The following is a 16,952-nucleotide window of genomic DNA, read 5'->3' on the forward strand; positions in this document are numbered from 1 at the left end:
CTGTCTTGCTGTCGTCTGCGCTCTATGTCTAGCATGCGCGTGATTTCCGATGGGGAAGGTGGCCTTTCCTATCGCTGCCGTTTTGAGCGGACACAAACGTTGTGAGAGGCTTGCTATGAATACCATGATGACCCAGAAGTTCGGTATTGGTGCTCCCGTTCGCCGGAAAGAAGATGCATCCTTCCTGACAGGGAAGGGGCGCTACACGGACGATATCAAAGCTTCGGGTCAGGTGTTTGGCTTTATGCTGCGGTCTCCCGTCGCCTTTGCGCGCTTTAAGATCGAGGACATTGAAGAGGCGCTTGGGCTGGAAGGTGTGCATCTCATCCTGACGGCTGCAGATCTTGACGGTGTGAACCTCATGCCATGTGAAGCGGTGTTGAAGCAGATTGATGGCACCAAGCATCCTGTGCCGCGGCGAGAAGTCTTGTGTTCCTCAATGGTTCGCCATGTGGGGGATGCTATCGCCTTCATCGTGGCGGACACTGCAGAGATCGCGAAGACGGCGGCGGAGCTGATCCAGATTGACCATGAAGACCTGCCTCCAGCCATTGGCAGCAAAAGGGCCCTACTGGCGGATACACCCCTGGTTTGGCCTGAGTTCGGTACCAATTCCGCTTTCGTGATCGGTCAAGGTGATCAGGCGAAGGCAGAGGCTGCGTTTGAAGAGGCAGCGCACGTTACCTCGATCGAGGTGGTAAACAACCGTCTCGTGGCCAACTACATGGAAACAAGAAGTTGCATTGGGGAATATAGCCCTGAGGATGACAGCTATACTCTGACGACCGGTACGCAGGGCGTTCATGATATGCGGGACATCATCGCTGATAGTATCTTGCATATCGATCGCGCCAAGTTGCGGGTGATAACCCCGGATGTGGGAGGAGGTTTCGGAACCAAGATCTTCTGCTACCGAGAATACCCGTTGTGTCTGATTGCTTCCAGAAAGCTGGGAAGACCGGTCAAGTGGACCGGCGAGCGGACGGATCACTTCGTGACGGATTCCCATGGGCGGGACAACGTGAGTACAGCTGAACTTGCCCTCGATGAAGCCGGGCGCATTCTTGGCCTGAAAGTTCATGTAGTTGCGGATATGGGGGCCTATCTTCATCAGTTCGGCGCAGCAATCCCGCGTATTGGCACGTCGATGTCGCCAGGGCTCTACGACATTCCTGCGGTTTGGGCAAAGGTGACCGGCGTCTACACCAATACCGTGCCAACGGATGCTTACCGAGGTGCAGGCCGTCCCGAAGCCGCCTATCTGATCGAGCGCTTGGTTGACAAGGCGGCATCAGAGATCGGCATGGATCCGGTTTCCTTCCGCAAGCTGAACTTCATCAAACCGGAGCAGTTCCCGTACACCACGCAGCTGAAGCGCATGTACGACACGGGTGACTTCTCCGGGCACCTTTCCAAAGCGATGGAGGAGGCGCAGTGGGATACTTTTTCAGAGCGTGAGGCGGAGAGTTTGTCGCGCGGTATGTGGCGCGGGATTGGTGTCAGCTCCTACATCGAGGCCTGTGCTTTTCCAGGAGGAGAAGAGGCAACCGTTGAGCTGAACGAAGATGGTACGGTCACCCTGTTCATTGGCACGCAAACCAATGGACAGGGACATGCCACGGCTTACGGGCAGGTGGTTGCGCAGGAACTGGGTCTGACCCTTGAAGAAGTTGAACTGGTGCAAGGTGATACGGCACGCATTCGCAAAGGGGATGGGACTGGCGGTTCTCGGTCCATTCCACTTGGTCTGACATCAACTCTCTCGGCAACGAAAACCTTGGCCCGGCAGATCAAAGAGCTTGCCTCTGAAAAGCTGGAGGTGGGCCTGGAGGATCTTGAGTTGGCAGAGGGTGTTGTTCGGGTGGTTGGAACGGACCAGCGCCTCTCATTCTCTGAGGTTGCTGCACTTTCACCCGACAAACTTCGGGCGATTGATGAAGTGAAACAAGCGGAATGCACATACCCGAATGGCACACACATTTGCGAGCTGGAGATTGATCCGGAGACAGGCATAGTCCAGATCGAGAATTATGTGATCGTTGATGATTTTGGTGTTACCGTGAACCCGCTTCTCCTTCAGGGACAGGTTCATGGGGGTGCCGTTCAGGCGATCTCTCAGGCGCTGTGCGAGCGGACGGTCTATGATGATGATGGTCAGCTCCTGACAGCCTCGCTGCTGGACTATCAACTCGCAAGAGCTGCAGACATGCCGAGCTTTAACTTTCAGACACACAATGTGCCTTCCACAACAAATGCGCTGGGCATAAAGGGGGCAGGTGAGGCCGGCACCATCGGCGCGTGTGCGGCGGTCATGAACGCATTAAACTCAGCCTTGCAAAAGCATGGCGGGGTAGAGCAGATAGATATGCCCGCAACGCCAGAACGTGTGTGGATGGCAATTCAGAAAGCAAAAGCCTAGGCGCATTGAACAAGTCTTGGAATGAATAGGCCGGGCAGCCTGATTGCATGACTGATATGTCATAAACGCACTTGCTCTTGACAGCGAAGCAAGAGACTAACACCATCTGTGAAGGTGATGCTGCAACAGCATGTTGCGGGCGTGCCTTCCCGCCTTGCTTCCTCACAAGAAGCACTCTGTCTTTCCTTTTAAAATGCTTGGGTGACCAGCTGGCATTTCTTCGTCTTTTACTGGCCGATGGTTCCCATGCGCTTTTTAAAAACAGATCCCCACTTTCGCGCCCCAAAACCCAAGATGCCGCCAGACGCCCTGCCTCCAGCAACGGGTGAGGATGCCCGTCCTCTGATCGGCATTGCGTTCAAGGTCGCCTCTACCTTCAGCTTCTTCATCATGGTCAGTGCAATCAAGCTGGTTTCTGAAGATGTGCCTATCACTCAGGTGGTGTTTGCGCGCAACTTCTTTGGCATGATTCCTATCCTGATCATGATGATCGTGAATGGCCAATTGATCATTGCTGCAAAGACCAACAGGCCTGGTACCCACATTTCACGTGCTGTGATTGGGGTAACGGCGATGGTTTGCAATTTCTGGGCGTTGAGTTTGATCCCTCTGCCCGACGCAACCGCCATTGGCTTTGCTGCGCCGCTTATTGTTGTTGTGCTGGCTGCCTTGGTGTTGAAAGAAACGGTTCGCATCTTCCGTTGGAGCGCGGTGGCCGTAGGTTTTGTCGGAGTTATTATCACCGTGTTGCCGCATATGGGGCAGGGCTCGGGTGATACCTTCAGTCAGAACCTTGGCGTCCTACTGGCTTTCGGGGCGGCGTTTTTTGGCGCTGTAGCGATGATTACCGTTCGCAAGCTTTGTGAGACAGAACGCACGTCGACCATCGTGTTTTGGTTCACTATGGCTTCAACGGGGATGTCGTTCCTCACGCTGCCGTTGGGTTGGGTCTACCCTGATGTTGCCTGGGTCATGCCTTCCTGGCTGGATATGCTGTTTCTCGTCGGTGTAGGCGTGTTTGGCGGCATTGGGCAGTTGCTGCTTACACAAAGCTATCGTTTTGCCGATGCCTCAACCGTGGCGCCTTTCGACTACATCAATATGGTCTGGGCGATCGTGTTCGGTTTTTTGATTTTCGCGGAAGTTCCAACACCGGAGGTGCTTGTCGGTTCAGCGATTGTGATCTCGGCAGGCATATTCGTCATTTACCGAGAACGGAAGTTGGGTTTCGAGCGCACCAGGCCGGGTCGCGCGTCCACTCCTTCCAAGTCCTGATGAAAAAGACCGGCCTGTGCCGGTCTCTTGCTTAGAATGCCTTGAAGGTGATGATTGTCTTGGTGTCTTGAATGCCTTCGAACTGATGGACCTTCTCGCTGACGAAGTGACCAATGTCCTCGCCATCTTCAATGTAAAACTTCACCATCAGGTCGAAGTCACCTGATGTGGAGTAAACCTCCGAAGCGATTTCTGCATCTGCGATTTCGTTGGCAACCCGGTAGGTCTCACCAAGCTTGCACTTAATCATCACGAAGAACGGTGTCATTCTGAAGTCCTCTTGCTCCCCACGTCGCGTTGTTCACGAGTCAGCGCACATCTGAGCGTGTTCCCTTTTGAAAGGCAAGCCATACCAGAGGCTTCGACCGAGTTCTGTGAGCAGCTTTCAGCACGTTTTCATTTTGCATTGTGTTCCTACGTTGTTTTTGTTAGGCCGATAAACAGTCTCATGGGGGTGCCGCGGTGGCTGAGAGGTCTTTGGACCAACTCCTTGAACCTGATCCGGCTTGTACCGGCGGAGGGAATTGGGATGACGATATTGCCTTGCCGCCTCAGGCCATTCTTTCGGAGGTGGACACGATGACTGACTTTCACTCAAAGAGCATTTGGGATGTTTATGTGCGCGTGCGCCAGCATGTGCCCAGAGTACATTGCTTGACGAATGTTGTGGCACAGGAGTTGACGGCCAACGTGCTGCTAGCAGCTGGCGCGATACCTTCCATGACCATTGCACGGGAAGAAGTGGAGACCTTTGCAGGGTCTGCCGATGCGCTTCTCGTCAATCTTGGGACGCTTGACGCGGGACGACGCGACAGCATGGCGGCCGCCACCGCTGTGGCAACAGAGAAGGGCATCCCCTGGGTGCTAGACCCTGTGAAGGTCGACCGATCTCCATTCCGTGCGGACTATGCGATGTCGCAGTTGGCTCAGGGGCCAAGCGTGCTCAAAGCCAACGAAGGTGAACTGGAGACCCTGAAGGCGGGCCTGACCTTGCCGTTGCAAACCGTGGTGCTTTGCACGGGGGCCGTTGATCGGATTTCCCGGCAGGGCACCCAACTGGGCCTTCGAAATGGGGCTGAGGTGATGACCCGCGTTACCGCAATGGGCTGCTCCATGGCGGCTCTTGTGGCCGCGTGCTGCGCCGTCGAGGAGGATCATTTGCTGGCAACCTTGAGTGCGGCCGCAGTCTTTGCTGTCGCCGGGGAGATTGCACACAAGGCCAGCACAGGGCCGGGAAGCTTCACTCCAGCGCTGCTTGATACCCTCTACACATTGGAGTGGGATCAGTTTGAGCAAGTGCTAAGATTAGAACAAGAACACACCGAAGAGATTTGAGGGGACCAATGACTGCAATCGCTTTGACTATTGCTGGATCGGATTCAGGCGGCGGCGCCGGTATTCAAGCGGATTTGAAGGCATTCTCCGCTCTCGGTGTCTATGGTGCCAGTGTTCTGACCGCCCTTACCGCACAAAATACCAAGGGTGTGACCGGTATTCATTCTGTGCCAGCAGACTTTGTCGGCGCGCAGCTGGATGCCGTTCTGTCGGATTTGGACGTGAAGGCAATCAAGATCGGTATGTTGTCGCAGCCGGACATCATCGCGGAGATTGCCCGCAAGCTTGATCAGTACGACTGCAAGAAGGTGGTGCTCGACCCTGTCATGGTTGCGACATCCGGTGACGTTCTGCTCCAACCGGAAGCGCGTACCAATTTGACAGAGCTTCTGTTTCCGCGTGCGAGCATCATCACACCCAATCTTCTGGAGGCTGCTTTCCTCTTGGGTGATGATCCGGCCCAAAATGCCGAGGATATTGAACGGCAGGCGGCGGCCCTTCTGAAAATGGGCGCGAAAACCGTGCTTCTGAAAGGTGGTCACGGTAACGATAATGAAGCCTCGGATTTGTTTTTTTCCGCAGAGCAGTCTAAATGGCTTCGAGCTCCACGTTTTGCCACCGAAAACACCCATGGCACTGGCTGCACCCTGTCTGCTGCAATTGCGGCGGAAATGGCCAAGGGAAAAGCGCTGAGCCCGGCTGTTGAAGCGGCGAAAGCCTACATCAGCGGTGCGATTGAGATGGCGGACACACTTGAAATTGGCGAAGGGCATGGCCCTGTGCACCACTTCTATAAGTTTTGGTAGAAGGTCCGAGAGATGACTGAAGAATACAACAAAAACGGTATGACGCGCCGCCAGACTTTCAGTCTGGTAGGAGCGGGGGCCGTAGCCGGAACGGCGCTGGCTGCGCCTGCATTGGCGCAAGAGCAAAACGCGGCGGTGATCGAGTGGAAGATGGTGACTTCATGGCCGAAGGGCCTGCCGGGGCCTGGTCTTTCTGCTCAGCGGGTATGTGACCGCATCAACACCATGAGCAATGGGCGTATGCGCGTCCGTTTGTATGCGGCGGGAGAGCTCGTGCCTGCCTTCGAAGTGTTCGATGCGGTTTCTGGTGGCGTGGCCCAAATGGGGCATTCTGCCTCCTTTTACTGGCAAGGCAAGATGCCAGCTTCCGTGTTTTTCACCACGGTGCCATTTGGCTTGACACCTGAAGAGCACAACACCTGGATCGAGTATGGTGGTGGTCAAGAATTGTGGGACCGCCTCTATGCTCCCTTTGGGGTGAAGCCATTCATGGCAGGGAATACAGCTGGAACCATGGCCGGCTGGTTCAAGAAACCGGTGACGTCACTTGAAGATCTGATGGGGTTGAAAATCCGCATTCAGGGATTGGGCGGCGAGATCATGCGCCGTTTGGGTGCAACGCCCGTGTCGATGGCATCCTCGGAGATCTATGCGGGTTTTGAGTCCGGCGTTGTCGATGCGGTTGAGTTCCTCGGTCCGTGGAGCGATGCGGCAATGGGCTTCCAGCAGGTTTCCAAGCACTACTATGGGCCGGGTTTCAACAAGCCGAATGGCACTGGTGAAGCCTTGATCTCGGCCGTCGCATTTGAAGGGCTTTCAGAGGATCTGCGCCTGATTGTGGAAGAGGCTTGCCGAAGCGAAAATGCTCAGGCGCTGGCAGAAGCAAACTGGATGAATGCGCAGGCGCTGGAAATGCTGAGTGCGGAAGAGGGTATCAAAACGGACCGGTTCCCGGAGGCCGTGGTGACCGCCATGCGGCAGCTTTCCGCTGAAGTTCTTGAAGAATACGCCTCAAAGGATGAATTGACTGCACAGATATTCGAAAGTTATCGCACGGCGATGGCAGTCGTATCTCCGTGGAGTGATTTGTCTTCAGCTGATTATTTGATGGCGCGTCGCAAATAGTTATCCAAGGTCTCACTGGTTTGGGACTGGTAACTACCTGCGAAATTGTTGCAAATTTGTCGAAAGTTCACGGCGGCCTCTGAAAGGGGCCGCCGTTGTCATGTCTTCCGTTGAGGTTTAACTCAATCACGCCAAACTCGGAAAAGTTACCTCGGGGCATGGGAGGGATGACGTGACCGGCGGCAATCGATATTTGGCAGCAACGTGCTTAACCGCGCTTCTGTTCACTTCGGGCGAAGCATTGGCGGGGGCGTTCGCTCTGCGCGAACAATCAGCTGCATTTCAGGGACTGTCCTTTGCGGGCTATGGCACGGCCTCCAACACAATCTCCACGATTTTCTGGAACCCGGCGACCGTCACCGCCCATGACGGGTTGAAGGCTGAGTCCGTAAATTCGTTCATTCTTCCAAACGGCGATGTTGATACAAACAGCGTGACCGTAGGCGGTATTCCACTTGGGCTTATTCCTGGCGCTGCAACCGGCGAAATCGGGGACGTTGGTGTAAATGCGTGGCTGCCAGGCTCATATGGGACCTACCAGTACAACGACCAGATTTATCTGGGGTTTGCGGTGAACGCGCCATACGGGCTGTCAACAAAGCCTAACATCATCTCCGCCGGACAGATTTATGCGCGTTCCTCAGAAGTACTCTCTGTCAATGCCACCCCTATGGTTGGGGTGAAGCTCAATGAAATGTTCTCTTTTGCCATCGGCCTCCAAGCGCAGTATTTTCAGGTCCGTCTGAAGTCCGCCAGCGGCATTTCCACCACGAGCAGCACGGTTGAGCTGCGCGGCGAGGACAATGTGGGCTTCGGTGGTACTGCCGGCCTCTTGATCACGCCTCTGCAAGGGACGCAGATCGGCATTGGTTACCGCTCTCCGATCCGGCATGATCTTGATGGTCAGCTGAAGGTGGGCGCATCCTCCCAGAACATCAATGCGGATTTGGTGTTGCCAGAGCAGGTCAACGTATCAATCCAGCAAGAAGTGACACCAGAGCTCCGGCTAATGGGAACCTTTGAGTGGACGAACTGGAGCCGCTTTGGGAACTTCAACGTTTTCAACCAGTCCGGGATCGTGCTGCCACAGGCTGCACTCGGGTTTCAGTACAGCGATGGGTATTTTCTCTCCTTCGGGGCGGAGTATGACTTTGATGAGCATGTAGACGGGCTCACAGTCCGTGCTGGCCTGGGCTATGAGTGGTCGCCAATCTCCGAGAAGGACCGCAGCATACGGCTTCCTGATACCAATCGCGTATGGGTCAGTGCCGGCGCGAGCTATGAGTACAACGAAAACCTCTCGTTTGACCTTGGCTACAGCCATCTCTTTGCCGAGAGCGACGACATCAACATCGGACCGGGTCACCCCGCCTACAATGGAGTGGTGATCTACCAAGGCGACGTAGAAGCTTCCGTTGATATCATTTCAGCGGCCTTCCGCTACAAGTTCTGAGCAGGGAAAGAGGCCATTTGTTAGGGGAGACGCTGGTCACTCCCCTAACTGATCCACGCTTGCACCTCGGCCTTAGAAGGCGCTTTGGTAGAGGCCCCCATCCAGCAGGATGTTTTGGCCCGTTATGTATCCGGCATGGACAGAGCAAAGGAACGCGCAGGTCTGCCCAAACTCTTCGGGGGTTCCAAACCGGCCTGCTGGAACTTCAAGTGCCTGAACTGCCTTGATCTCGTCGAGCGACTGGCCCGTTTTTTCTGCCTGTCGCGTGAAGCCTCCCTTCAAGCGGTCGGTGTCGAACTTGCCCGGCAAGACACTGTTAATGGTGACGTTATTATGGGCAACTTGGCGACAGACGCCCGCCAGAAAGGCAATGAGACCTGCTCGTGCGCCGGAGGACAAATCCAGACCGTCGATAGGGCGCTTGACCGACATGGAGGTGATGTTGATGATGCGTCCAAAGCGCCGCGCCGACATGCCGTCCACGACCTCTTGGATCAACTCGACTGGCGTGATCATGTTCTGAATGACGCCATTGACCATCTTGTCCCGGTCCAGCTCTCGGAAATCCATGCGCGGAGGGCCACCGTTGTTGTTGATGAGGATGTCCGGTTCCGGGCAGGCGGCGAGCACCTCTTTTTGACCTTCTGCGGTCGAGATGTCAGCAGCGACCGCTGTAACGGCGATTCCATAGGTCTTTTGCAGTTCTACTGAGACGACATTCAGGCGGTCTTCGTCGCGGCCGTTGATCACCAGATCACACCCTGCCTCAGCCAAGGCCTTGGCTGTGCCCAGTCCCAAACCTTTGCTTGAAGCGCACACGATTGCCTTGCGCCCTTTGATCCCTAAATCCATCGGTTGTCTCTCCTTCATGGAACCCGATTGTGACGGTAGGCGTTAAACTTTCATTAGGAAAGCTTAATTTGTGACAGATAACACTGTCAAAAATTTAGCTGGCATGGCAGGCTATTCACAGATTGACGTTTCGGAAATGTGGCGTCCGGCCCCGAAATCTGGCGGTTGTTTGTAGCTGGCAAAATGAGCAGTCTTAACCTGTCATAATTGGTTCTTATGAATCGTCTTAAAGTCCCGGAGATTTCGTTCCTGGAGGCAGAGTGGTGAGCACAGAACCTCAGAACAAGAAGTTCAGATCTTTATTCATATCTGACGTTCATCTTGGGACCCGAGGGTGCCAGGCGGACCTGCTTCTTGACTTTCTCAAGTATCATGACGCGGATACAATCTATCTCGTGGGCGATATTGTGGACGGGTGGCGCTTGCGTCGTTCATGGTATTGGCCGCAGTATCACAACGATGTGGTGCAGAAGATTCTGCGCAAGGGCCGCAAGGGTGCCCGCATCGTTTATGTTCCAGGCAATCACGATGAGTTCCTGCGTGATTTTCTGGGAACGCATTTTGGCGGCGTGGAAGTGATCGACCAGATCATTCACGAAACCGCGGATGGCAAGAAATATCTTGTAATCCATGGGGATCAGTTCGACGTGGTTGTACGCCATGCGAAGTGGCTCGCGTTCTTCGGTGACTGGGCGTACGTCACGGCGCTGAACATGAACACGATGCTCAACCTGGCTCGTCGCAAGCTAGGCTTGACCTACTGGTCGTTGTCGGCTTGGGCAAAGCTCAAGGTGAAGAACGCCGTGAACTTCATTGGTTCCTTTGAAGAAGCTCTGGTTGCGGAAGCTGAGCGTCAAGGTGTCGATGGGGTGATCTGCGGGCATATTCATCACGCCGCTGACCACATCAAGTTTGGTGTCCACTACATCAATACCGGCGATTGGGTGGAAAGTTGCACGGCAGTTGCCGAGAACCATGACGGATCATTTGAGGTTATTCGATGGGCCGATCAGCAACGCAATACCGAGGACGCAGCTCAGCCAGTAGCCGGAGAGCAGGTTGCCGCATGAGCTCAATCCTCATCGTGACAGACGCATGGCGCCCGCAAATTAACGGTGTCGTGCGCTCTCTGGAGCGCCTAGCAGAGCAGCTGGTCGAAATGGGTCTGCGCGTGGAGTTCCTGACGCCGGAGAACTTCCGCTCGGTGCCCATGCCGTCCTACCCTGAAATCCGGCTTAGCCTTACACTGCCTTCGGAAGTGCGTCGCCATATTGAAGAGGCGGACTGCGATCACCTGCATATCGCGACCGAAGGTCCACTGGGCTTGATGGCGAGGTCGGTGGCGAAGCGAACCGGCAAGGTTTTCACCACCAGCTATCACACACGTTTTCCCGAATATTTGAATGCTCGTGTGCCGGTACCGGTCGATTGGACGTACGCTTGGCTGCGCCGGTTTCATAACAGTGGCCGGGGCTGCATGGTGGCCACGCAGACACTCGAAAGCGATCTAAAGACACGCGGGTTCACCAACCTCGTGCGTTGGTCTCGCGGAGTGGATCACACGGTTTTCCGTCCGCTTCAAAGCGATGTCCTTCAGGGCGTCGAAGGCCCGATTTTCATGAACGTTGGCCGTGTGGCCGTCGAGAAGAACATCGAAGCCTTTTTGAAGCTTGATCTGCCGGGCTCCAAAGTTGTTGTCGGCGGCGGCCCTCAGCTTGAAGAGCTGCGTTCGGCATATCCAGATGTGGTCTTTACAGGTCCCAAGGAAGGGGATGATCTGGTTGCGCTCTACAGTGCCGCAGATGTGTTCGTTTTCCCAAGCCTGACGGACACGTTCGGGAATGTGCTGTTGGAGGCTTTGGCCTGTGGTACGCCAGTTGCGGCTTACCCAGTCATGGGGCCTGTCGATGTGATTGGCGACTCCGGTGTGGGGGTTCTCGACAAGGATTTGAGAACTGCCTGTCTCGCAGCGCTCGAGATTTCAAGTGACGCGTGTCGGGAGTACGCTCTGAAGTATACGTGGCGGGCGAGCGCGGAACAGTTTTTGCGCAATGCTGAACTAGCACATGAAACCTCGCAGGGCTTTTTGCAAGCGGCCGCCAAGCCGCAACAACAGGTCTTTACGGCTCACTAAGCTATGATAAGGTCCCTCTGCTTATCGCAGGGGGCCTTCATGTCTATCGCCAGTTCAACTCCACTCAGATTTCAAGATATCTTGGAAGCTAGAACCCGCATTTCTAACCATGCGGTGCATACGCCATTGTTGCGCTCCAATGTTCTGGACGAGGTGACTGGCGGTCAAATTCTCATCAAGCCCGAATGCCTTCAAAGGACCGGCTCTTTCAAGTTCCGAGGTGCGTTCAACCGGTTGAGCATGATACCGGCTGAACAGCGGGGTGCTGGTGTTGTGGCTTGTTCTTCCGGAAACCACGCACAAGGTGTGGCCGCGGCTGCGAAGCTTCTGGGCATGCGGGCGACCATTGTGATGCCATCCGATGCGCCGGAGCTCAAACGGCGCCGTACGGCCGCGCTGGGGGCTGAGGTGGTGCTTTATGATCGTCTCCGTGAGGATCGCGACGCCATAGCACACGGTATTGCCTCTGAAACCGGCGGTACCTTCGTTCATCCATTCAATGATCCTGGTGTGATCGCCGGGCAAGGAACCGTAGGGCTGGAGCTTTCAGCGCAGGCGCGTGCAGCAGGTCTTGAGCTTGAAGGAATGGCCGTTTGTACCGGTGGCGGTGGCCTGACCAGTGGCATTGCGCTCGCCTTGGCAGAACTGGAGCCAGAGTGCGTGCTTCACACCTGCGAGCCGGAAGGTTTTGATGATTATGCGCGTTCGCTTGCGGCCAGTGCGATTGTCAACAATGAACAAGCTGGCGGCTCTGTTTGTGATGCGGTTCTTACACAGGCGCCCGGTGACGTCGGTTTTGAAATCTTGCGGAAGAGGCGTGTAGTGCCAGCCATCGTCACAGATGAGGAGGCGCTCAAGGCAGTTGCCTTTGCGTTTACCGAGCTGAAGCTGGTCGTGGAGCCAGGCGGCGCGGTGGCACTGGCTGCGGTGTTGTTCGGTAAAGTGCCAGTGAAAGATCGATGCGTTGGCGTTACGCTGTCTGGTGGGAACATTGACCCGGGCATGATGGCCCGAGCCCTATCGCTATAAGCGGGCGGGCTGCCTCCTGTCAGGAGAACAGCGCAAGCCTTTCTCCAGTTGAAAGGCGCTCCAGCGGGTCTGAGTTGCTCTTGCGCAAAGGTGCAGGCTCTTCAGCGCCTTTTTCGGCTTCGCTGTCGGCCTCGAACAGGTCCAGGTCTTCATCCAGTTGTGGCTCGCTCTGGGCGAGGGGAATGATGTTCGCGCCCTCGGAGGCGTTGTTGCCTTCCGTTTCCTGCTGCTCTTCAGCGGCAGCCTCTACGCCTGCGAAGATCTGTTCCTCTGCGGGAGCATCTTCAAGAGTTTCAGGCTCAACTTCAGCCGTCTCGGCTGGCTCCTGCGCTTCCTCATCTTCTTCAGGTGCGACGCTGCTAAATGTGTCGAAAAGCGCATCGACGTCAGACTGGTTTACGCCTTCGCCTTCCATCTGCGGCCCGTTCAGGAGGTGTGCATCCGGGCGCTTGTCCATTGACTTGACACCTTGATCAGTGTCGTCATCCTCTTCAAGTTCATAGCCCTCAACGCCCCAAATACTGATCATGCGATCCAACCGCTCTTCCAGATAGTGGAGCACTTGAACGACTTTTTGCGTTCGTTGGCCAGTCAGGTCCTGGAAGGAACAGGACATGAAGATTTCCGTCGCCTTCTCGTCGATGGCATCACACTGAGCCACATCCTGCGGGTTTTCGCGCAGCGACCAGGCTGCTTCCTGAATGGCCTCCGCAGCTTCCAGAATGGCTTGTGTGGCATTTTCCGTAGAGGAGACGATGGCATCGAGTTCATTGGATGCCGCCGTAAAGTGATCACCAGTGGTATTGTCGGTTTTGAGGCGCGCAATCTCTTTCTTTGTGCGAGCAATTGCCTCATTCATTTCGAAGAGGTTCAAGCGTACGCTGTCAAATTCGGAAGGGAACTGGCGAGAACGCATGTACTCTTCCAAATGCTGAACCGCCTTCAACAATCTCTGGGTTTCTGCTGCTTGGTTCCGCCGGAGGTATTCCGCCAGGAAGCTTCGACCTATGCCGTTTGCACTCAACGCATTTTCCAATGCGTCAAACACTTTCTCCGAGATCTGGGTTGGCTTCGACAGCGACATGAGATTTTTTCTCCCCAGCAACCTAGATTGCCCTGTATAAGTAACCGGTGAATGTACCTATGGCTAACAATTGGTTTACAAATCCTAAAATCTTATTAAGGAACCCGTGTTAGATCCCTTCTCCAAGTATCCCCTTGGGGATGACTTTCCGCTCGGTACGATCAAAGCCTTTAGCGCTCTTCTGTTTGGAGCAATTAATGACTGTGAATAATCAACAGCGCACCAAGCTGGGGCTTATTATTGGCATCAGCAGCTTGTTTGCAGCTTACTTCTTTGCGTTCGGGCTGTTCCTGCCTTATTTCCCCGTCTATCTGAAAGACTTGGCATTCACGCCGGTTCAAATTGCATTGATTGTTGCAATCCCAAACATAGTGCGGATCGTTGCAACGCCGGTCATGACCGGCATCTCAGATCGTGCGGGGCGACGCCGGTTATCCATCTCTATTTTTGCAATTGTCTGCGCGGTCGCATTCGGCGTCATAGCCAATGTGAACACCTATGCCTTGATGGTGGCTGTGGTTGTTGTCATGTCCATTTTCCTTGCGCCGCTGCAACCGCTTTCCGATGCCTATGCATATGAGGCCGTCAAGAGCAGGGGGCTGGACTATGGTGTGATGCGATCTTGGGGCAGTGCGGCCTTCATCGCGGCAACCATGTTCGGCGGCTGGTATCTGGGCCTGTTTGAGTCCGTCCAATTGGTCTACTTCATGGTAGTTGGTTTGGTTGTCATGGCTGTTTTGTCCTTGCAGCTGCCCGGTATGCCATCTGAACACAGGAAAGCGGCTCAGGGGGCGGCGGACGAAGGCCACGCGAAAGGCGAACTCCAGCGACTTGAGCTTCATATTGTCTTGTTCGCCGGGGGGCTGACCCTTGGCAGCATGGCGGGATTGTTCAGTTTCGGGTCGATCTTCTGGCTCAGCCATGGCATCAGCGATACCAATGTAGGTTTGCTGTGGTCCGCTGGTGTTCTGGCGGAAATTTCCGTGTTCTTGTTGGGGGGGCGTCTGCTTGGGCGCATCGGGCCTCTCGGTTTCATGCTGATTGGGGCCATAGGCGGAATACTCCGATGGATCGTCTTCCCCCATGCAGATACGTTTGGCAGCGCTTTGGTCGTGCAGCTGATGCATGGCGTCAACTTCGGCATGACCCATCTGGGAATGATGGCGTTTTTAGCGGAAGTGGTTTCTGGAAAGCGATTGGGGACGGCACAGGGCCTGTCTCAAACCTACATCGGTTTGTTTACCGGAGTTGCCGGTATTACCGCCGGGTGGATTTATGAGGTCAACCCGACCTATGCATTCTATGCCATGGCGGTTGTCGCCGCTGGCGGGAGTATTGTGCTTGGCTTGTTTTGGGCACGCCTTCGAAGGTTCAGCGGTGAAGTGCCTGCTGGCTGACAGTGCCAGCCAGCGCACTTCTTGGGTTAGCCCCAGAGGCTACGGTTGGGGGCATGCATGAGGCTGCCCTCAAATGGGATAGGATAGGCGCGGTCTTGTGCAAGCAGCAGCGGGCCGTCCAGATCGACGAAGTCTGCAGCTTGCGCCAAATAGAATGCTGGCGCCATCGCCAGACTTGAGCCGAGCATGCACCCCACCATGATCGTGAAGTCCAGCTCTTTGGCCTTTTCGATCACTTGAAGACCTTCCGTCAGGCCGCCGGTCTTGTCGAGCTTGATGTTGACCGCATTGTAGCGGTCCCGCAGTGCTTCAAGGTTGTCGGCTGTGTGAAAGCTCTCGTCGGCGCAAACCAAGACGGACGTCGTTATCTCGCGCAAAGCCTCATCATTGCCTGCGGCCATCGGTTGTTCAATAAGGGCAACGCCCGCGTTCTCACAGGCCCTCAGGTTCGCTTCCACGTTGTCGGCAGTCCATCCTTCATTGGCGTCTACGATCAGCTTGCTGTTTGGGGCTGCCGACCGAACGGCCTGAATGCGTTCCACATCACCTTCGCCAGCCAGCTTGACCTTGAGGAGTGGGCGGTCTGCTGCCTTCGCCGCATCCTCACGCATTTTCTCTGGTGTGCCGACTGAAATGGTAAAAGCTGTGGTGAGTGGTTGCGGTGCAGAAAAGCCAAGCAGCTCATGTACTGGCTTGTGGGCACGTTTTGCCTCCAGGTCCCAAAGGGCGCAGTCGAGGGCATTGCGAGCGGCGCCCGGCTTCATCCTGTCTTGCAGCTCGGCCCGTGTCAGGCCTTCCGCGATTGCAGGCGCCAGTGCCTTGATGTCCTCTGCTACACCGTCAAGGCTTTCGCCATAGCGAGCATAGGGCACGCACTCGCCAAAGCCCTGATGAATACCGTCCCAGATGTTGACTGTTATTACATGTGCGTGGGTGCGGCTGCCTCTTGCGATGGCAAAGCCGCCTTCAATTTTGAACGTATCTCTTTCGACGTTCACGACAGGTTTCATGGAGCACCAAATTCTTCAGAAAGTCGGAGGACGATTGGCTCAACGCCAAATCGGATAGGATCGGTTGCCGGCAGGTTATATTCGCGGCTCAATTTGGAAACGTACTCCTTCGCTTCTTTCTCGTCTAGCGCGGCAGTATTGACCGCGATGCCGATGCAGCGAATACCCGGGTTTGTGAGTTTGCCGAGGGTCATCGTTGCATCGATCACTTGTTGGATGGTTGGCAGTGGGCACTCCACACCACGCATCTTGGTGCGGGTTGGTTCGTGGCACACGACGAATGCATCCGGCTGTGAGCCATGAAGAAGGCCAAGTGTTACCCCTGCGAAGGAGGGGTGAAACAGGGAGCCTTGTCCCTCGATGACGTGCCAGTGGTTCTCTGGTGCATCCGGTGAGAGATACTCAGCAGCACCTGCAATAAAGTCGGCAACAACGGCATCAAGAGCAACGCCTCGGCCGGAAATGAAAACGCCGGTCTGACCCGTTGCGCTGAAGCTGGTGTCATAGCCGTGCGCCCGCATGCCTTGCTCCAGAGCGAGGGCTGTGTACTTCTTGCCCACCGAGCAATCTGTCCCCATGGCCAGAAGGCGCTTGCCTGTTCGCTTGGTGCCCTGGCCCGTTGGGAATGTCTGGTCGTTGAGACGTACATTGAAAAGCTTGCGCCCGGTGCGCTGGGCCGCTTCTTTGATGGCAGGCACGTCTTCCAGCCGCATGTGGAGGCCACTTGCAACATCAAGCCCTGCTTCCAAGGCGTGTATGATGCTCTCCACCCAGTGCTCAGGTAGGACCCCACCGGCATTCACGCAGCCAATAACAAAGGTTTTTGCCCCGCTTTTCACAGCATATTCAGGGGTAATATCAGGAAGGCCGCTGTCGGCTTTGCAACCTTCAAGTCGAACTTGGCCAAGGCACCAGTCTTTGCGCCAATCCACGATGCCAAGGCCCGTTTTGGCCGCTAAGTTATCCTGAACATCTCCAAAGAATAGGAGGTATGGGTGTGCTATTTCCATCTTAGTGTCTCTTATTGTCTCTG

Annotated in this window: 15 protein-coding genes and 1 riboswitch; of the genes, 10 read left to right on the top strand and 5 right to left on the bottom strand. The window is 55.3% G+C overall.

Annotated features, from left to right (window positions below; all coding sequences use genetic code 11):
• The first annotated feature begins 115 nt into the window (after window positions 1–115).
• Window positions 116–2,419, top strand: coding sequence for a xanthine dehydrogenase family protein molybdopterin-binding subunit (locus tag PUV47_RS10725; protein WP_274218554.1), 2,304 nt, complete (start codon window positions 116–118; stop codon window positions 2,417–2,419).
• 246 nt (window positions 2,420–2,665) lie between these two features.
• A complete protein-coding gene (locus PUV47_RS10730) occupies window positions 2,666–3,694 on the top strand; it encodes a DMT family transporter (protein WP_274218555.1) in 1,029 nt (342 codons plus the stop codon).
• Between the two features lie 31 nt (window positions 3,695–3,725).
• Here the strand turns inward: PUV47_RS10730 and PUV47_RS10735 are convergent, their stop codons facing one another.
• On the bottom strand, window positions 3,726–3,962 hold the full coding sequence (locus PUV47_RS10735; RefSeq protein ID WP_274218556.1) for an Lrp/AsnC ligand binding domain-containing protein: 237 nt from the start codon (window positions 3,960–3,962) through the stop codon (window positions 3,726–3,728).
• Between the two features lie 172 nt (window positions 3,963–4,134).
• A riboswitch (TPP riboswitch) is annotated at window positions 4,135–4,234 on the top strand.
• A 39-nt stretch (window positions 4,235–4,273) separates the two neighbouring features.
• On the opposite strand from PUV47_RS10735, the gene PUV47_RS10740 reads away from it, so the two are divergent.
• The 4 genes from PUV47_RS10740 (at window position 4,274) to PUV47_RS10755 (ending at window position 8,413) form a co-directional block, all read left to right on the top strand.
• Complete coding sequence (locus PUV47_RS10740; protein ID WP_274218557.1) at window positions 4,274–5,029, top strand: hydroxyethylthiazole kinase; 756 nt, start codon at window positions 4,274–4,276, stop codon at window positions 5,027–5,029.
• Between the two features lie 8 nt (window positions 5,030–5,037).
• On the top strand, window positions 5,038–5,835 hold the full coding sequence (thiD, locus tag PUV47_RS10745) for a bifunctional hydroxymethylpyrimidine kinase/phosphomethylpyrimidine kinase (protein WP_274218558.1): 798 nt from the start codon (window positions 5,038–5,040) through the stop codon (window positions 5,833–5,835).
• Window positions 5,836–5,847: 12 nt separating this feature from the next.
• Complete coding sequence (locus tag PUV47_RS10750; protein WP_274218559.1) at window positions 5,848–6,960, top strand: TRAP transporter substrate-binding protein; 1,113 nt, start codon at window positions 5,848–5,850, stop codon at window positions 6,958–6,960.
• Window positions 6,961–7,132: 172 nt separating this feature from the next.
• The gene (locus PUV47_RS10755) at window positions 7,133–8,413 is read left to right on the top strand and encodes an OmpP1/FadL family transporter (RefSeq protein WP_274218560.1); all 1,281 of its coding nucleotides are present in this window, start codon (window positions 7,133–7,135) and stop codon (window positions 8,411–8,413) included.
• Between the two features lie 72 nt (window positions 8,414–8,485).
• Here the strand turns inward: PUV47_RS10755 and PUV47_RS10760 are convergent, their stop codons facing one another.
• The gene (locus tag PUV47_RS10760) at window positions 8,486–9,265 is read right to left on the bottom strand and encodes an SDR family oxidoreductase (RefSeq protein WP_274218561.1); all 780 of its coding nucleotides are present in this window, start codon (window positions 9,263–9,265) and stop codon (window positions 8,486–8,488) included.
• Window positions 9,266–9,528: 263 nt separating this feature from the next.
• Here PUV47_RS10760 and PUV47_RS10765 point away from each other — a divergent pair, with 263 nt between their 5' ends.
• The 3 genes from PUV47_RS10765 to PUV47_RS10775 are packed head-to-tail and all read left to right on the top strand — an operon-like array spanning window position 9,529 to window position 12,428.
• Window positions 9,529–10,335, top strand: a complete 807-nt coding sequence (locus tag PUV47_RS10765) for a UDP-2,3-diacylglucosamine diphosphatase (RefSeq protein WP_274218562.1) — start codon at window positions 9,529–9,531, stop codon at window positions 10,333–10,335.
• Window positions 10,332–11,399 (top strand): glycosyltransferase family 4 protein, encoded by a 1,068-nt coding sequence (locus tag PUV47_RS10770; RefSeq protein ID WP_274218563.1) that lies wholly within the window; start codon window positions 10,332–10,334, stop codon window positions 11,397–11,399. Before PUV47_RS10765 ends, PUV47_RS10770 begins: the two co-directional genes overlap by 4 nt.
• Before the next feature lie 39 nt (window positions 11,400–11,438).
• Window positions 11,439–12,428 (top strand): threonine ammonia-lyase, encoded by a 990-nt coding sequence (locus PUV47_RS10775; protein WP_274218564.1) that lies wholly within the window; start codon window positions 11,439–11,441, stop codon window positions 12,426–12,428.
• Window positions 12,429–12,447: 19 nt separating this feature from the next.
• Here PUV47_RS10775 and PUV47_RS10780 read toward each other — a convergent pair whose 3' ends face one another.
• The gene (locus PUV47_RS10780; RefSeq protein ID WP_274218565.1) at window positions 12,448–13,512 is read right to left on the bottom strand and encodes a protein phosphatase CheZ; all 1,065 of its coding nucleotides are present in this window, start codon (window positions 13,510–13,512) and stop codon (window positions 12,448–12,450) included.
• 197 nt (window positions 13,513–13,709) lie between these two features.
• Between PUV47_RS10780 and PUV47_RS10785 the strand changes: the two genes are divergently transcribed.
• Window positions 13,710–14,909: an MFS transporter gene (locus tag PUV47_RS10785; RefSeq protein ID WP_274218566.1), complete on the top strand. Its 1,200-nt coding sequence runs from the start codon at window positions 13,710–13,712 to the stop codon at window positions 14,907–14,909.
• A 26-nt stretch (window positions 14,910–14,935) separates the two neighbouring features.
• Here PUV47_RS10785 and dgcA read toward each other — a convergent pair whose 3' ends face one another.
• Entirely contained in the window at window positions 14,936–15,919 is a 984-nt protein-coding gene (gene dgcA / locus PUV47_RS10790; RefSeq protein ID WP_274218567.1) for an N-acetyl-D-Glu racemase DgcA, read from the bottom strand.
• On the bottom strand, window positions 15,916–16,929 hold the full coding sequence (gene dgcN, locus PUV47_RS10795) for an N-acetyltransferase DgcN (protein WP_274218568.1): 1,014 nt from the start codon (window positions 16,927–16,929) through the stop codon (window positions 15,916–15,918). The genes dgcA and dgcN overlap by 4 nt, the downstream gene beginning before the upstream one ends.
• Window positions 16,930–16,952 lie beyond the last annotated feature (23 nt).

The sequence above is a fragment of the Pseudovibrio exalbescens genome, assembly GCF_028737195.1.
Lineage (GTDB): Bacteria > Pseudomonadota > Alphaproteobacteria > Rhizobiales > Stappiaceae > Pseudovibrio > Pseudovibrio zosterae.

Excerpts from the sequence above, each read along its gene's own strand:
- PUV47_RS10750 (WP_274218559.1), top strand. The coding sequence starts at position 5,848 with ATGACTGAAGAATACAACAAAAACGGTATGACGCGCCGCCAGACTTTC.
- PUV47_RS10725 (WP_274218554.1), top strand. The coding sequence starts at position 116 with ATGAATACCATGATGACCCAGAAGTTCGGTATTGGTGCTCCCGTTCGC.
- PUV47_RS10780 (WP_274218565.1), bottom strand. The coding sequence starts at position 13,512 with ATGTCGCTGTCGAAGCCAACCCAGATCTCGGAGAAAGTGTTTGACGCA.
- PUV47_RS10740 (WP_274218557.1), top strand. The coding sequence starts at position 4,274 with ATGACTGACTTTCACTCAAAGAGCATTTGGGATGTTTATGTGCGCGTG.
- PUV47_RS10770 (WP_274218563.1), top strand. The coding sequence starts at position 10,332 with ATGAGCTCAATCCTCATCGTGACAGACGCATGGCGCCCGCAAATTAAC.
- PUV47_RS10760 (WP_274218561.1), bottom strand. The coding sequence starts at position 9,265 with ATGGATTTAGGGATCAAAGGGCGCAAGGCAATCGTGTGCGCTTCAAGC.
- PUV47_RS10730 (WP_274218555.1), top strand. The coding sequence starts at position 2,666 with ATGCGCTTTTTAAAAACAGATCCCCACTTTCGCGCCCCAAAACCCAAG.
- PUV47_RS10775 (WP_274218564.1), top strand. The coding sequence starts at position 11,439 with ATGTCTATCGCCAGTTCAACTCCACTCAGATTTCAAGATATCTTGGAA.
- dgcA (WP_274218567.1), bottom strand. The coding sequence starts at position 15,919 with ATGAAACCTGTCGTGAACGTCGAAAGAGATACGTTCAAAATTGAAGGC.
- PUV47_RS10785 (WP_274218566.1), top strand. The coding sequence starts at position 13,710 with ATGACTGTGAATAATCAACAGCGCACCAAGCTGGGGCTTATTATTGGC.
- PUV47_RS10735 (WP_274218556.1), bottom strand. The coding sequence starts at position 3,962 with ATGACACCGTTCTTCGTGATGATTAAGTGCAAGCTTGGTGAGACCTAC.
- dgcN (WP_274218568.1), bottom strand. The coding sequence starts at position 16,929 with ATGGAAATAGCACACCCATACCTCCTATTCTTTGGAGATGTTCAGGAT.
- thiD (WP_274218558.1), top strand. The coding sequence starts at position 5,038 with ATGACTGCAATCGCTTTGACTATTGCTGGATCGGATTCAGGCGGCGGC.